At 71.2% G+C, this 14,801-nt stretch carries 13 protein-coding genes; 9 read left to right on the top strand and 4 right to left on the bottom strand.

Annotated elements, in window-relative coordinates; genetic code table 11:
* Positions 1–60: 60 nt before the first annotated feature.
* From ACGFJ2_RS55535 to ACGFJ2_RS55550, 4 genes are all read left to right on the top strand, one after another.
* Entirely contained in the window at positions 61–549 is a 489-nt protein-coding gene (locus ACGFJ2_RS55535) for a (2Fe-2S)-binding protein (RefSeq protein ID WP_393482942.1), read from the top strand.
* A complete protein-coding gene (locus tag ACGFJ2_RS55540; RefSeq protein WP_393482945.1) occupies positions 546–1,517 on the top strand; it encodes an FAD binding domain-containing protein in 972 nt (323 codons plus the stop codon). Before ACGFJ2_RS55535 ends, ACGFJ2_RS55540 begins: the two co-directional genes overlap by 4 nt.
* Positions 1,514–3,535, top strand: a complete 2,022-nt coding sequence (locus tag ACGFJ2_RS55545) for a xanthine dehydrogenase family protein molybdopterin-binding subunit (protein ID WP_393482948.1) — start codon at positions 1,514–1,516, stop codon at positions 3,533–3,535. Before ACGFJ2_RS55540 ends, ACGFJ2_RS55545 begins: the two co-directional genes overlap by 4 nt.
* A 66-nt stretch (positions 3,536–3,601) precedes the next feature.
* A complete protein-coding gene (locus ACGFJ2_RS55550) occupies positions 3,602–4,078 on the top strand; it encodes a DUF6328 family protein (protein ID WP_357957316.1) in 477 nt (158 codons plus the stop codon).
* 27 nt (positions 4,079–4,105) lie between these two features.
* Here the strand turns inward: ACGFJ2_RS55550 and ACGFJ2_RS55555 are convergent, their stop codons facing one another.
* On the bottom strand, positions 4,106–5,590 hold the full coding sequence (locus tag ACGFJ2_RS55555; RefSeq protein ID WP_393482951.1) for an alpha/beta hydrolase: 1,485 nt from the start codon (positions 5,588–5,590) through the stop codon (positions 4,106–4,108).
* Between the two features lie 160 nt (positions 5,591–5,750).
* Between ACGFJ2_RS55555 and ACGFJ2_RS55560 the strand changes: the two genes are divergently transcribed.
* Entirely contained in the window at positions 5,751–7,295 is a 1,545-nt protein-coding gene (locus tag ACGFJ2_RS55560; protein ID WP_393482954.1) for a beta-N-acetylhexosaminidase, read from the top strand.
* Positions 7,296–7,319: 24 nt separating this feature from the next.
* Here the strand turns inward: ACGFJ2_RS55560 and ACGFJ2_RS55565 are convergent, their stop codons facing one another.
* The gene (locus tag ACGFJ2_RS55565; RefSeq protein ID WP_393482957.1) at positions 7,320–8,249 is read right to left on the bottom strand and encodes a carbohydrate kinase; all 930 of its coding nucleotides are present in this window, start codon (positions 8,247–8,249) and stop codon (positions 7,320–7,322) included.
* Between the two features lie 150 nt (positions 8,250–8,399).
* Here ACGFJ2_RS55565 and ACGFJ2_RS55570 point away from each other — a divergent pair, with 150 nt between their 5' ends.
* From ACGFJ2_RS55570 to ACGFJ2_RS55585, 4 genes are read left to right on the top strand one after another with little or no spacing between them, the layout of a single operon-like run.
* Positions 8,400–9,383 (top strand): sugar ABC transporter substrate-binding protein, encoded by a 984-nt coding sequence (locus ACGFJ2_RS55570; protein WP_357957309.1) that lies wholly within the window; start codon positions 8,400–8,402, stop codon positions 9,381–9,383.
* Between the two features lie 10 nt (positions 9,384–9,393).
* Positions 9,394–10,356, top strand: a complete 963-nt coding sequence (locus ACGFJ2_RS55575) for an ABC transporter permease (protein ID WP_357957307.1) — start codon at positions 9,394–9,396, stop codon at positions 10,354–10,356.
* Positions 10,353–11,159, top strand: a complete 807-nt coding sequence (locus tag ACGFJ2_RS55580) for an ATP-binding cassette domain-containing protein (RefSeq protein WP_357957305.1) — start codon at positions 10,353–10,355, stop codon at positions 11,157–11,159. The genes ACGFJ2_RS55575 and ACGFJ2_RS55580 overlap by 4 nt, the downstream gene beginning before the upstream one ends.
* 10 nt (positions 11,160–11,169) lie before the next feature.
* Complete coding sequence (locus ACGFJ2_RS55585; RefSeq protein WP_357957303.1) at positions 11,170–12,180, top strand: LacI family DNA-binding transcriptional regulator; 1,011 nt, start codon at positions 11,170–11,172, stop codon at positions 12,178–12,180.
* Positions 12,181–12,289: 109 nt separating this feature from the next.
* Here the strand turns inward: ACGFJ2_RS55585 and ACGFJ2_RS55590 are convergent, their stop codons facing one another.
* Positions 12,290–13,114 (bottom strand): PIG-L family deacetylase, encoded by an 825-nt coding sequence (locus ACGFJ2_RS55590; protein WP_393482961.1) that lies wholly within the window; start codon positions 13,112–13,114, stop codon positions 12,290–12,292.
* Between the two features lie 109 nt (positions 13,115–13,223).
* On the bottom strand, positions 13,224–14,615 hold the full coding sequence (locus ACGFJ2_RS55595) for a tetratricopeptide repeat protein (protein ID WP_358182217.1): 1,392 nt from the start codon (positions 14,613–14,615) through the stop codon (positions 13,224–13,226).
* Positions 14,616–14,801: the final 186 nt, after the last annotated feature.

Consider the following 14,801-nt stretch of genomic DNA (forward strand, 5'->3'; position numbering starts at 1 on the left):
ACCAAGGCAACGAGGACGACGTGGGGTTGAGCCGTCCGCGCACCGGGTAGGCGAGCGCCTATGGAGATCACCCTGCAGGTCAACGGTTCGCGGCGGACCGTGGAGGTGGACCCGCGCGTCTCGCTGCTGGATCTGCTGCGCGAGCGGCTCGGGCTGACCGGCTCGAAGAAGGGTTGCGATCACGGCCAGTGCGGCGCGTGCACCGTGCTGATCGACGGCCGGCGGGCCAACGCCTGCCTGGCGCTGGCCGTGGCGCAGGACGGATCCGACATCACCACCGTCGAGGGCCTGGCGGACGGCGACCAGCCGCATCCGCTCCAAGCCGCCTTCATCGAGCACGACGCCTTCCAATGCGGCTACTGCACCCCCGGCCAGCTCTGCTCGGCCGCCGGGATGCTGGCCGAGGGCGGTCCGAGCGCCGTCACCGAGGACCTGGCCGCCGACCCGGCGCTGACGGCCGAGGAGATCCGCGAGCGGATGAGCGGCAACCTGTGCCGGTGCGGCGCCTACCCGAACATCGTCACCGCGATCGCGGAGGTGGCGCGATGAGACCCTTCGAGTACGCGCGAGCCGGCGACCCCGCCGACGCCGTGGCCAGGTTCCGGCCCGGCGCGATGTACCTGGGCGGCGGCACCAACCTCGTCGACCTCATGCGTCTGGGCGTGGCCGAGCCCGAGTTCCTGGTGGACGTGAGCCGGCTGCCGCTCGACCGGATCGAGCCCGACGGCGACGGGCTGCGAGTCGGTGCCGCCGTCCGCAACAGCGACCTCGGCGCCCACCCGCTGGTCCGCGAGCGCTACCCGATGCTGACGCGGGCGGTGCTGGCCGGGGCGTCCGGGCAGATCCGCAACATGGCGACCGTGGGCGGCAACCTGCTGCAACGCACCCGCTGCTCGTACTTCCAGGACGTCTCCAAGCCGTGCAACAAGCGGCGGCCCGGATCCGGCTGCCCGGCGATCGGCGGCGACCACAGCAACCTCGCCATCCTCGGGCATTCCCCCGCATGCGTGGCCACCCACCCGTCCGACATGGCGGTGGCGCTGGCCGCGCTCGATGCCCGCGTGCACGTCACCGGACCCGGCGGCGACCGGGTGATCCCGATGCCTGGGCTGCACCGGCTGCCCGGGGACGACCCCGAACGCGACACCGTGCTGGCGCCCGGCGAGCTGGTCACCGCCGTGCACCTGCCCGCCCCGCCGCCGGGCGCCTCCCGCTACCGCAAGGTCCGCGAGCGCGCCTCGTTCGCGTTCGCGCTGGTCTCGATCGCCGCCGTCCTCGACGTCGCAGACGACGGGAGCGTACGCGACTGCCGGATCGCGCTCGGCGCGGTGGCGCACGCGCCGTGGCGGTGCGAGCGCGCCGAGCGGGCGCTGCGCGGCGCCCCGGCGAGTGAGGAGAGCTTCATCCGGGCCGCCGAGGCCGAACTGGCGCAGGCCCGCCCGCTGCCGCGCAACGCGCACAAGGTGCCGCTGGCCCGCAACCTCATCGTCCGCACCCTGCTGGAGCTGGCACCATGACCCGGATCGAGGGGCACGACAAGGTCACCGGCCGCGCGACGTACTCGGCCGAATATCCGATCGAGGGCGTCACCTACGCCTACCCGGTTCAGGCCGGGATCGTCAGAGGCCGCATCACCTCGATCGACGCGACGGGGGCGCTCGTCCTGCCGGGCGTGCTGGCCGTACTGTCCAGTGAGGACCCGCCCGAGCTGGCCCCCGACGCGGACCCGGAGCTGGCGCTGTTCCAGCGCCGCGAGGTCGCCTACCGGGGGCAGTTCGTCGCCGCCGTCGTCGCCGACACCTACGAGAACGCCCGCGCGGCCGCTCGGGAGGTGCGGGTCACCTACGAGGAGGACCCGCACGACGTACGGCTGCGCGGCGACCACCCCGGGCTCTACCGGCCGGACAAGGTGAACCCGTTCTACCCGGCCGACACCGAGAAGGGCGACCTGGCGGCCGGGCTGGCCGCAGCGGCCGTCACCGTGGACGTGACGTACACGACCCCGGCCGTGCACAACAACCCGATGGAGCCGCACGCCACGCTCGCCGTCTGGAGCGGTGACGGCGACCTGACCGTCTACGACTCGACGCAGGGCGTGTCCACGGCACGCGTCATGATCGCCAAGACGCTCGGCCTGCCCGCCGAGCGGGTGCGCGTGGTGTGCCGCCACATTGGCGGCGGCTTCGGATCCAAGGGCACCATCCGCCCCGGTACCATGCTCGCCGTCCTGGCGGCGCGGGCCGTCGGGCGGCCGGTGAAGGTGGCGCTGACCCGGCAGCAACTGTTCGACGTCACCGGCTATCGGACGCCGACGATCCAGCGAGTCCGGCTCGGCGCCGACGCCGACGGCCGCCTCACCGCCGTCGAGCACGAGGTCGCCGAGCAGAGCTCGACGCTGGTCGAGTTCGCCGAGCAGACCGCCACCCCGGCCCGCACCATGTACGAGACGCCCGCGCTGCGCACGGCCCACCGGCTGGTCCGGCTGGACGTGGCCACCCCGTCGTGGATGCGCGCACCGGGCGAATGCCCCGGCATGTACGCGCTGGAGTCGGCCATGGACGAGCTGGCCATCGCCACCGGCCTGGACCCCGTCGAGCTGCGCGTGCTCAACGACGCGGAGACCGAGCCGGAGAGCGGCCTGCCGTTCAGCTCCCGCAACCTGGTGGCCTGCCTGCTGGAGGGCGCCCGCCGGTTCGGCTGGGAGGGGCGCGATCCGACGCCGGGCGTCCGCCGCCAGGGGCGCTGGCTCATCGGCACCGGCGTCGCCTCTTCCACCTTCCCGGCCTTCCGGCGCCCGTCCCAGGCCACCGCCACCGTCGAGAACGGCGGCTATGTCGTCCGCGTGGCCGCCGTCGACCTCGGCACCGGCGCCCGCACCGCGCTGACCAAGATCGCCGCGACCGCGCTCGGCGTCCCGCCCGACCAGGTACGGATCGAACTGGGCGACAGCGATCTGCCCCCGGCCCCGGTGGCCGGCGGCTCCATGGGCACCGCCTCCTGGGGCTCGGCCGTGGTGGCCGCCTGCGAGGAGGCGCTGCGCGACGGCAAGCACGGCGCCGCCGACACCACCGACGCCATCAAGGCGCAGCAGGACCTGGCCAGACACGCCTTCGGCGCCCAGTTCGCCCGGGTGCGAGTGGACATGGACACCGGCGAGATCCGCGTATCGCACCTGCTGGGCATCTTCGCCGCCGGGCGGATCATCGACGAGCAACTGGCCATGTCGCAGTTCGTCGGCGGCATGACGATGGGCGTGGGCATGGCGTTGATGGAGGAGAGCGTCATCGACGACGAGTTCGGCGGGTTCAGCAACCACGACCTGGCTCAATACCACGTGCCGGTGTGCGCGGACATCGAACGGATCGACGCGGCCTGGATCGAGGAGGACGACCGGCACCTCAACCCCATGGGCACCAAGGGCATCGGTGAGATCGGCATCGTCGGCACCGCGGCCGCCATCGGCAACGCGGTCTATCACGCGACCGGCATCCGCGTCCGCGACCTGCCGATCACCCCTGCCCGCCTGCTCACGTGAAGCTGGCCCTACGCGAATTGATCGCGCTTTTGCATGAAATTTCCTGATCTAGGTAGATGAAGGCACATGGAACCGGACAGGGAAACTCATAAGGAGCGGGCCGATCGCAATTTCGTGGAGCTGCTGCAGAGCGCACGGGTGGCGGTGACCGGCGTCCAGGTGCTGTTCGCGTTCCTGCTGACGGTCCCGTTCTCGCAGGGGTTCGACAAGTTGAGCCTGGCCGATCGGCGGCTGTTCTACGTGGCGCTGGTCAGTGCCGCGATCGCCTCGATCTGCTACATCGCCCCGGCCGCCCAGCACCGGGTGCTCTTCCGCCAAGGGCTGAAGGAGATGCTGGTCCGCCGCTCCAACTTGTACGGCATCGCCGGGGCGCTGGCCCTGGCCGTCTCGATGACCGCGGCCACCATGCTGGTGGTCGACTACCTGTTCCACAGCACGGTGGCGGTGATCACGGCCGTCGTCGTCGCCGCGCTGGCCGTGTGGACCTGGTTCGTGCAACCGGCGATGGACCGCTCGGCCAAGGGCGACGACGACACGAGCTGACCCCGGTCGCGCACGACCGGGGCCGGGTCAGATCTTCGGGCACATCTTCCCGTCACGCGGCGGTACCCGGGTGATCAGGTAGCGGTCGACGGAGGTGTTCACGCAGGCCGAGCCGGTGCCGTAGGCGGTGTGGCCGTCGCCGTCGAAGCTCAGCAGCACGCCCGAGGACAGCTGAGAGGCCAGTGCCTTGGCCCACTTGTACGGCGTGGCGGGGTCGCGCAGGGTGCCGACCACCAGGATGGGCGGCGCGCCCTTGGCGTGGATGGCCCTGTTGACCGTCTTGCTCCTGACCGGCCAGAAGTCGCACGCACTGGCCACGGCCTTGCCGGAGCTGATCGCCTTGGCCTGGCGCACCGCTCGCCGCCAGGTCGGGTGATCGAGGCAGTCGATGGCCGCGTGCGCCTCCATCATGTTGGCGTAGGTGGCGTCGGGGCCGCGCTCGTTGTACTGGTCGGCGTACTGCAGCAGCAGCGTGCCGTCGCCCTTGAAGGCCGAGCCGAGCGCCTGCCGCAGGGCCGGCCACGACCGCTGGTCGTACAGGAGGCTGTAGAGGCCGGTGTACACGATCGCCTGCGTGGCCTGCCTGCCGTCGTAGGTGTTGACCAGCGGCGCCTTCTCGGTCCGGTCGTGCAGGGCGCGCATCTGCTTGGTGACCGCGGTGACCGTGTGCTTCTTGAAGGGGCAGTCCTTGTGCTTGAAGCAGTCCCGCGCGAAGGACTCGAAGGCCACGCCGAAGCCGTCCTGCTGGCCCGCGCCGAACTCGGTCGCCGTCGTGGTGGGGTCCTCGGCGCCGTCGAGCACCATCGCGCGCACCCTGGCCGGGAACAGGTTCGCGTACGTGGCGCCGAGCAGGGTGCCGTACGAGAAGCCCAGGTAGGTCATGCGCGACTCGCCGAGAGCGGCGCGCAGCACGTCCATGTCGCGGGCGGCGTTCGGCGTGCCCACGAAGGGCAGGAGCGCGCCGGAGTTGGCCTGGCACGCCTGCGCGAGCCGCAGCTGCGCGTAGTTGTACATCTTCACCTCGGCCTTCGAGTCCGGGGTGTCGTCGACGGAGTGGTACCAGTCGGCCACCTGGGTGGGCATGCAGCGCACGGGGGTGGAGGCGCCCACGCCGCGCGGATCGAAGCTGACCAGGTCGAAGCGCGAGCGGAGGGCGGCGGTGAACTTCACCTTCGCGGCGCCTCTCAGCAGGTCGACGCCCGACCCGCCGGGTCCGCCAAAGTTGATCACCACGGAGCCCAGGCGCTTGGCGCCCTTCGCCGGTAGTTTGATCACGGCGATCTCGATCCGTTTGCCCGACGGCTTGGTGTAGTCGAGCGGCACCTTGAGCTTCGCGCACTGGAAACCCCCCTTGCAGGGGGTCCAGGCGAGCCGCTGGCCGTAGTAGGCGCTCAGGCCGGGCGGTGTGTCGGCCGTCCGCGCGGGCTGCGCCGTCGCGGGCTCGGCGGTGACCAGACCCGCGGAGAGCAGGCCGATGACTAACGGGGTGATGACCCCGAGAAGGCGTCGCATATCTCTGTCCTCGTCTGGCGGCCGAGTGGATATCGCTTAGTGACTCTCCGATGGTTGGGCGCGGTGGTTGCGAGGCTCTTGAAGGCCGCTGGCCGAGCGCGTGCAAGCGTTATTTGGAAAGTTTCTTTACTAGCGCGGATCACGTCCGTATGGTGAGGCCATGAGCCTGCGCACAGTGCTGATCCTGGTGGCGGCGCTCGTCGCCACGTCGGTCTCCGCCTCCCCGAGCGCGCGCGCCGCCGCGCCCCTGAGCTTCGGCGGGGTGGTCCCCGCGCCGGTCAGCGCGACGCCCACCGCCGGGGTCACCTACCGGATCACCTCGGCCACCAGCCTCTACAGCGACGTCCCCGCCGTCGGCGAGCAGCTCGCCCGGCAGCTGCGGCGCTCGACCGGCTACCCCGTGCCGATCGTGGCCGCGCCGCCCGCCGGCGGGATCTCGCTGCGGCTGGGCAGCGTGAGCGGTGGCGAGGAGGCCTACCGCCTCGACGTGACCGCCACCGGGATCACCGTGCTGGCCAATGGGGCCGCCGGGCTGTTCAACGGGGTACAGACGCTGCGGCAGCTGCTGCCGTACGCGGCCGACAGCGCGAGCGTCCAGCCAGGGCCGTGGCCCGTGCAGGGCGGGCGGATCACCGACGCGCCGCGCTACGCCTACCGCGGCGCCATGCTCGACGTCGCCCGCCACTTCTTCCCCCTGACCGCCGTCCAGCGGTACATCGACCAGATCGCCCTCTACAAGATCAACTACCTGCACCTGCACCTGTCCGACGACCAGGGCTGGCGGATCGTCGTCGACTCCTGGCCCAGACTGGCCACCTACGGCGGCAGCACCGCCGTCGGCGGCGATCCGGGCGGCTACTACACCAAGGCCCAGTACCAGGAGCTCGTGGCCTACGCCGCGGCCCGCAACATCACGGTCGTGCCCGAGATCGACCTGCCCGGCCACACGAACGCCGCCCTGGCCTCCTACGCCGAGCTGAACTGCGACGGCGTCGCGCCGCCCCTCTACACCGGCACCGACGTCGGCTTCAGCTCGCTGTGCACGTCGAAGGAGCTCACCTACACCTTCATCGACCAGGTGCTCGGCGAGCTGGCCGCGCTCACCCCCGGCCCCTACCTGCACCTCGGCGGCGACGAGGCCAGCTCCACCAAGCCGGCCGACTACGCCGCGTTCATGAACCGGGCGCAGGCCATCGCCGCCGCGCACGGCAAGACCGTCATCGGCTGGCACGACATCGTCAAGGCGACGCCGCTGCCCTCCACGGTCGCTCAATACTGGGGCACCACGCCGGACGACAGCGCCGTCGCGGGTGCCGGGCGGAAGGTCATCATGTCCCCGGCCAGCCGCGCCTACCTGGACATGAAGTACAACTCGCGCACCAAGCTCGGCCAGGACTGGGCCGGGCTGATCGAGGTCAAGGACGCCTACGGCTGGAACCCGGGCGCCTACCTGACCGGCCTGCCGGCCCAGCAGGTCCTGGGCGTGGAGGCGCCGCTGTGGACCGAGACGATCAGGACTCCCGCCGACATCGAGTACATGGCCTTCCCGCGCCTGCCCGCCATCGCCGAGCTGGGCTGGTCCCCATACGCCAAGCACGACTGGACCGCCTTCAAGAAGCGCCTCGGCGCGCAGGGGCCGCGCTGGCGCGTCCTGGGCGTGAACTACTACCACTCCGGGCAGATCACCTGGCCCGCCGGTTCCTGAACCAACTGATGGTCTTGTACGACGTCACCGCCCGGCGGTCTCGTTGAGCTGGTGCGCCCACGGTGGGTTGGCCCCCGCGACCGAGCACGTCAGCGCCGCCACCCGGGCCGCGAAGGCGGCGGCGTCGGCGGCCGTCTCCAGGTCCAGCCCGTCCAGCCGGCCGCCGAGCAGCCCCCGCACGCCCAGCCGGTGCAGCAGCCCGGCGGTGAAGGAGTCACCGGCGCCCACGGTGTCGACGACCTCGACCCGGGGCGCCCGTACCGTCGCGCGCTCCCCGTCCAGCGACACCAGCGCGCCGTCCGCGCCCCGGGTGATCACGATGAGCCTGGCCCCGGCCGCGTGCCAGGTGTCGCAGGCACGTTCCAACGGCTGGTCCGGCATCAGGAAGGACAGGTCGTCGTCGCTGAGCTTGAGGATGTCGGCCGCCGCGCACCACCGCTCCACCGGGTAGGCGTCCCGGCCGGCCAGGCTGGGCCGTACGTTCGGATCGATCGAGACCGTCGCGTGCGCGCGGGCGTCCGCCGCGAACGACTCCACCGCGGCGCTGCCCGGCCGCCTGACCAGCGCCAGAGACCCCGTGTGCAGGCAGGACCACCCGCTCGGGTCGACGGCGGCCAGCTCTTCGGCCGTCCACTGCCAGTCGGCGGTGCCTTCGGCGTGGAAGCTGTAGGCCGCCTGGCCCCGCTCGTCGAGTGAGGCCACCGCCAGCGTGCTCGGCTCGGCGGCCGGCACGATGGCCGACAGATCCACCCCGGAGGAGGCGAGGTGCTCGCGGAACAGCTCGCCGAACACGTCCGCCGACACCCGCCCCAGGAACCGCGTCGGGGTGCCGAGCCGGGCCAGAGCCACCGCCGTGTTCGCGGGTCCGCCGCCCGGCAGAACCCGGAGCTCCAGCTCGCCGGGGCGCCGGTCGGCGAAGGCGTCGGCGACGCATTCGCCCAGGACAGCGATCATCAGGGCCAACCTTTCAGCCATGTTTGCAGATTTGTTACACCCAGGGGGCATTGACGTTTCTAGAAACGGAGTCCATCATCGCAGCACGGCGAATGTCAACGTTGACATATGTCAACGATGACATTGAATCATCCCTGATAGGAAGCCACCATGATTGCTAGGCTCTCGGCCGGACTTCTGGCCGCCGCGCTCCTCGTCACCGGCTGTGGCGGCAACGAGCAGAAGGCCTCCACCAGCACCAACAAGGTCGGGCTGATCACGAAGACGGAGACCAACCCGTTCTTCGTCAAGATGAAGGAAGGCGCGCAGCAGGCCGCCAAGACGTCGGGTCTGGAGCTGATGACCGCGGCGGGCAAGTTCGACGGGGACAACGCCTCCCAGCTCACTGCCATTGAGAACATGGTCGCGGCCGGGGTGAAGGGCATCCTCATCACGCCCAACGACACCAAGGCGATCGTGCCCGCGATCAAGAAGGCCAGGGACGCCGGCGTCGTGGTGATCGCGCTGGACACGCCGACGGACCCGCAGGACGCCACCGACGCGCTGTTCGCCACCGACAACCTCAAGGCGGGCGAGCTGATCGGCCAGTACGCCAAGGGCGCCATGGCCGGCAAGACCGCCAAGATCGCCACGCTGGACCTGGCGCCCGGCATCACGGTCGGCCAGCTGCGCCACGACGGCTTCCTGAAGGGCTTCGGCATCGCCAACGGCGACCCGTCCATCGCCTGCTCCCAGGACACCCGCGGTGACCAGTCCAAGGGCCAGGAGGCGATGGAGAACTGTCTGCAGAAGGCGCCCGACATCAACCTCGTCTACACCATCAACGAGCCCGCCGCGCTCGGCGCCTACACCGCGCTCAAGGCCAAGGGCCGCGAGAAGGACGTGCTGATCGTCTCGGTGGACGGCGGCTGCACCGGCGTCAAGGCCGTCAAGAGCGGGCAGATCGCCGCGACCTCGCAGCAGTACCCGCTGAAGATGGCCGAGGACGGCGTCAAGGCCGTCGCCGACTTCGCCAAGGGCGGGGCCAAGCCCAAGGGCTACGTCGACACCGGCGTCACCCTGATCACCGACAAGGCCGTTCCGGGAGTGGAGTCCAAGGACACCACCTTCGGCCTGGCCAACTGCTGGGGCTGACATGGCCGTCATGGAAGCGACGCTGCCGCGCCGCATCATCACCACACCGACGGCGGGACCGCTGGCCGCGCTCGTGCTGGCCTGCGTGTTCTTCGCGGTCAACAGCGACCAGTTCCTCACCGGCGGCAACTTCTCGCTGATCATCCAGCAGGTGATGGTCGTCGGCACGCTCGCCATCGGCCAGACGCTCATCATCCTGACCGCCGGCATCGACCTGTCCAACGGCGCGATCATGGCGTTCGGCGGCATCGTGATGACCAAGCTGGCCGTCGGCAGCGGGCTGCCCCCGCTGCTCGCGGTCGCCGCCGGACTCGCCGTCTGCGCCGCCTTCGGGCTGGCGAACGGGCTGCTGGTGACGCGGATCTCGCTGCCGCCGTTCATCGTGACGCTGGGCATGCTGAACGTGGTGTTCGCGCTGACCCACATCTACTCCGAGGACCAGACGGTCACCGACCTCCCGAACACGCTGACCTTCCTGGGGCAGACCTTCAAGGTCGGCGGCACGAACGTCACCTACGGGTCGCTGCTCACGATCCTGCTGTTCCTGCTCTTCGCGTACCTGCTGGGGTACACCGCGTGGGGCCGCCACGTGTACGCGCTCGGCAACAGCCAGGAGGTCGCGCGGCTGACCGGCATCCGCACGCAGCGGCTGACGATCGGCGTCTACACCGTCGCGGGCCTCGTGTACGGCATCGCCGCCCTGCTGCTCGTCTCCAGGACCGGCGTGGGCGACCCGCAGGCCGGTCAGACGGACAACCTCGACAGCATCACCGCGGTCGTCCTCGGCGGGACCAGCCTGTTCGGCGGCCGGGGCCTGGTGCTCGGCACGCTGATCGGCGCGCTCATCGTGGGGGTCTTCCGTAACGGCCTGCAGCTCATGGGCGTACCGTCGATTTACCAGACGCTCATCACCGGCATCCTGGTGATCCTCGCCGTCGCCGTCGACCAGCTCTCCCGCAGGAGGACCCGATGACCCCCGTGCTCCAGGCCCGAGGCCTGGTCAAGCGATACGGCCACGTGGTGGCGCTCGACGGCGCCGACTTCGACCTGATGCCCGGCGAGGTGCTCGCCGTCATCGGCGACAACGGCGCCGGCAAGACCAGCCTGATCAAGGCGCTGACCGGCGCGCTGCAGCCGGACGAGGGCGAGATCCTGCTCGACGGCAAGCCCGTGCGCATCCGCGACCCCCTGGAGGCGCGCCGGCTCGGCATCGAGACCGTCTACCAGGAGCTCGCCGTCGCGGCCTCGCTCGACATCTCGACGAACATGTTCCTCGGCCGCGAGCTCCGCAAGCCAGGACCGCTCGGCACGATCTTCCGGATGCTCGACAAGAAGCGGATGCGCGAGGAGTCGGCCAAGCACATGGCCGACCTGAAGATCGGCCTGCGCTCGCTCACCCAGCCCGTCGAGTCGCTGTCCGGCGGCCAGCGGCAGGGCGTGGCCGTGGCCAGGGCCGTGGCGTGGGCCTCCCACGTCGTGGTCATGGACGAGCCGACCGCCGCACTCGGCGTCAAGGAGTCGGGGCAGGTGCTGGACATGATCAAGCGGGTCCGCGACCGCGGCATGCCCGTCGTCCTGATCAGCCACAACATGCCGCACGTCTTCGAGATCGCCGACCGCATCCACGTCCAGCGGCTCGGCCGCCGCGTCGCCCAGATCAAGCCGGGCGACCACAGCATGGCCGAGGTCGTCGCCATCATGACCGGAGCACTCCAGGTGTCGGAGGGCAAGTCGGTCGTGACGGACAAGGACGCGGCGGAGGCGATCGGCCTCTAGCATGGGCGAAATGCGGCGTCCCACCATGACAGACGTGGCCCGTGAGGTGGGCGTCACCGCCAAGACCGTCTCACGGGTGCTCAACGACGACGGACCCGTGGCCATCGAGACGCGCGAACGCGTCATGGCCGCGGTCCGCAAGCTGGGCTACCAGCCCAACCTGATGGCGCGCAACATGCGGGTCGGCGCCAGGGACGCCGCGATCGGGCTGGTCATCCCCGAGATGGGCAACCCGTTCTTCGGCACGGTGGCGGGCGGCATCGAGAACGCCGTCCGGGCCCGCGGCCTGACCCTCATCGTCGGCTCCTCCAGCGAGACCGCCGAACTGGAGCAGTCCCTGATCGCCACCTTCCTGGCCCGGCGGGTCAGCGCCCTCATCGTGGTCCCCTCGGCCGGCAGCGACCACCGGTACCTGCGTACGGAGCGGGTCGCCGGCCTGCCCATCGTCTTCCTCGACCGCCCGGCCGTCGGCCTGACGGCCGACAGCGTGGTCAGCGGCAACCGGGCCGGCGCGCAGGCCGGCATCGAGCACCTGATCGGGTACGGCCACCGCCGGATCGGCTTCATCGGTGACCTGCCCGCCACCCTCTACACCCGCCGCGAACGCTTCCAGGGCTACCGCGACGCCCTGGAGCAGGCGGGCCTGCCGTTCGACCGCACCCTGGTGGAGACGGGCCACGACCAGGAGGCGGCCCGCGCGGCCACCCTGCGCCTGCTCGCCCTGGACCGCCCGCCCACGGCCCTGTTCGCGGCCAACAACCTGGCCTCCATGGGGGCGGTGGTCGCGCTGGCCCGGGCGGGGCGGCGGGACGTGGCGCTGGTGGGGTTCGACGACCTGCCGCTGGCGGAGGTCCTGGACCCGCCGCTCACCGTCGTGGCGCAGGATCCGGCGGCCATCGGGGAGGTGGCGGCGGAGCTGGTGCTGTCGCGCCTGGACGGCGACCGCTCCCGCGCCCGGCGACCACTGGTGCCCACCCGGCTGATCGTCCGGGGGTCGGGGGAGCTGCCGGCGCTCTCCTGAGCCCGGACCCTGTTTCTGCGCCGATCCTGTTTCTGTAAGGGAAAGGCCCCGCGCACCTTCCCAGAGGTCGGCTCTAGAGGTCGGCCGGGGCTTTCCATGTCAGCTCAGGTCAGCGCAGCCCCGCGAACAGGTCGTCCTCCTGGTCCGGTGCCGCCGCGACGCGATTGACGATCCGGGTGAACGCCTCAGCGGAGAACGCCGCCTGCTGGGCCTCTTCGGGCATCTGGAACAGGAAGATGTTGTCGCCCTGGCTCGCGTGCGACCGCAGCGCCTTGAGCTTGCGCTCGACGTAGGGGGCGACGTCGACGACGGCGGTCACGAGCTCGTCGGGGGTGCCGAAGTCGTCGGAGGGCTCGAAGTCGCCCAGGTCGATGCCGCTGCTGCGGACGAGCTCGAACATGCGCTTCATCGCGGAGCGGGGGAGGGCCGTGTAGTAGAGCTTGTCGGCGACACCGGTCGCCTCGACGGCCGCGACCGTGATGCGATGGGCCTGGACGTGGTCGGGGTGGTTGTAGCCGCTGCCGCCGGTCTCGTCATAGGTGACCACGACCTGCGGGCGATATTGCTTTATCAGCTCGCCGAGCCGGCCGGCGGCCAGGTCGACGGGCACGTTGGCGAAGGCGTCGGGGTGAGCGTTGGTGTCCCAGCCCTCCATGCCGGAGTCGCGGTAGCCGAGCAACTCCAGGTGGTCGATGCCCAGGTGCTCCACCGACTCGCGCAGCTCCGCCAGCCGCCGCTCGGCCACCTCTTCGGCGACGTGGCCGGGGTCGCCGGGCTTGACGCCGCCGGGCCCGTCGCCCTGCTCGCCGTTGGTGCAGGTGACCAGGACCGTGCGGATGCCCTCGTCGGCATAACGAGCGAAGACGCCGCCAGTGCTCAGGCATTCGTCGTCGGGGTGGGCGTGCACGGCCATCAGGGTGAGTTGCCGATCCATGATGCAGACCCTACTGGGCGGCACCGACAGTTGCGGACGGAGCGGACAGCGGCTGCTCCCGATGGGTCCGGTCCGGCTGGTGGGCGCGGAGGCGGGCCGTCCCGAGGGGTCAGGTGCGGCGGGTCAGTTCGCCGGCTCGGAGGCGGGCCGTCGCGGCCGCCGCGCGGTCGCCGAGCGCCTCGGCGAGGGCGCCCTGCTTGAGCCAGTTGAACGGGCTGCACGGCCGCACGCTGATCCGCTCGCTGACCAGCACCCGCGCCAGATCCCGGCGCCCGCCGCGCAGCGCCGCCTCCAGGAGCGTCTTCTGTACGGCGTCCCGCTGCGCGTGGCTGCCGCCGAACTCGTTGACCCGATGCCTGATCGGATAGAGCAGGTCCACGACCGCGTCGTAGTCGCCCCGGCCGAAGGCGACCAGCGACCGGCAGACCGGCAGGCCGACGCGGGCGGTCATGGCGTGGTTGGTGATGTTCGGGTGGGGTTCGGACAGGTAGGTCTCCCGGCTCGCGATGAGTCTCTCGGCCTGCGCGACCCGGCCCGCGCCCACGTACGACATGACGGCGTGCATGTCGTTGAAGGCGTAGAACGGCTCGGCCACCTTGGCGGGCCACGCGTCGGCCAGCGCCCGCCAGCGTTCGTGCTGGCCGGAGCCCTCCAGAAGCAGCCGCCACAGCAGCGCGGCGGCGTCGAGCAGTTCCATCGAGCCCTGACCGTCGGCCAGCGCCGCGTCGTAGATGGCCAGTGCCCGGCCGGTGTCGCCGGCCTCCAGCGCGTAGAGGGCGTAGTGCCACCAGGTGTGCACGTTGAAGAACGTGCCGGTCGACCAGTCGCCGAGCCGGGCGTCGAGGTAGCGGATGCCGTCGCCGAACCGGCCCTGCATCTCGTAGGTGTGCACGACCGCGTGGATGCCCCAGACGTCGCGCGCGTTCAGCTCGACCGCCCGCAGCCCCACATCCTCCGACCGGTCGTAGTGCCCGGCCTCCTCCAGCCCGAACGCGTACATCCCGAGCACGTGGCCGTAGTGCCGGTCGTCCTCGTGCCAGGCGTTGAGCGCGCCGCCGATCCTGTCGCGCAGCGAGCGGGCGTCGCCGGTGAAGAAGTCGACCTGGTGCCCCGCCGCCAGCGCCAGGGCGTCACGGGGGTACTGCTCGGTGATCGCGCCGAGGAGCCTGCCGCAGGTCAGGAAGTCGCCGTCGAGCAGCGCCTGGACGGCCTCGACGTGCGCGCGTTCGCGGGGCAGGAGCGCGGCGGCGTCGCTACGGCCGCGCCAGGCGGCGAAGCGCTGCCTGGCGGTGCGCGCGTCCTCCACCTCCGTGGTCAGCAGCCCGAGGTAGGCGGTCAGGACCTGGCCCATCGGGAAGTCGGGCGCCTCGGCCAGGGCGGCGGCGGCCTCGACGTCGACCTCCGCGCGAAAGTGCAGCAGCTCGTCGATCGCCCGGTCGTAGTGGCGGGCGGCGGCACCGCCCGCGCCGCTCATCGCCAGCCCGTGCTGGTCGTCGGTCACCCGGCCACTATAAAAGGCGGCCGGTCGGCAGGAGCCGGCGCCGCCCCTCGGCGCGTGTCGGGAGCGTCAGCGGCGATTCGGTGGGGCGTCGGGACCGTCGGCGGCCCCTCCGGCTGCGGGCGTGTAAGCCGTTTCGGCGGGGGAAGCGCCTGGTCGTGGAAGCTCCATTACCAATGGCCGCGGACC

This window comes from Nonomuraea sp. NPDC049028, from assembly GCF_043197735.1.
GTDB lineage: Bacteria > Actinomycetota > Actinomycetes > Streptosporangiales > Streptosporangiaceae > Nonomuraea.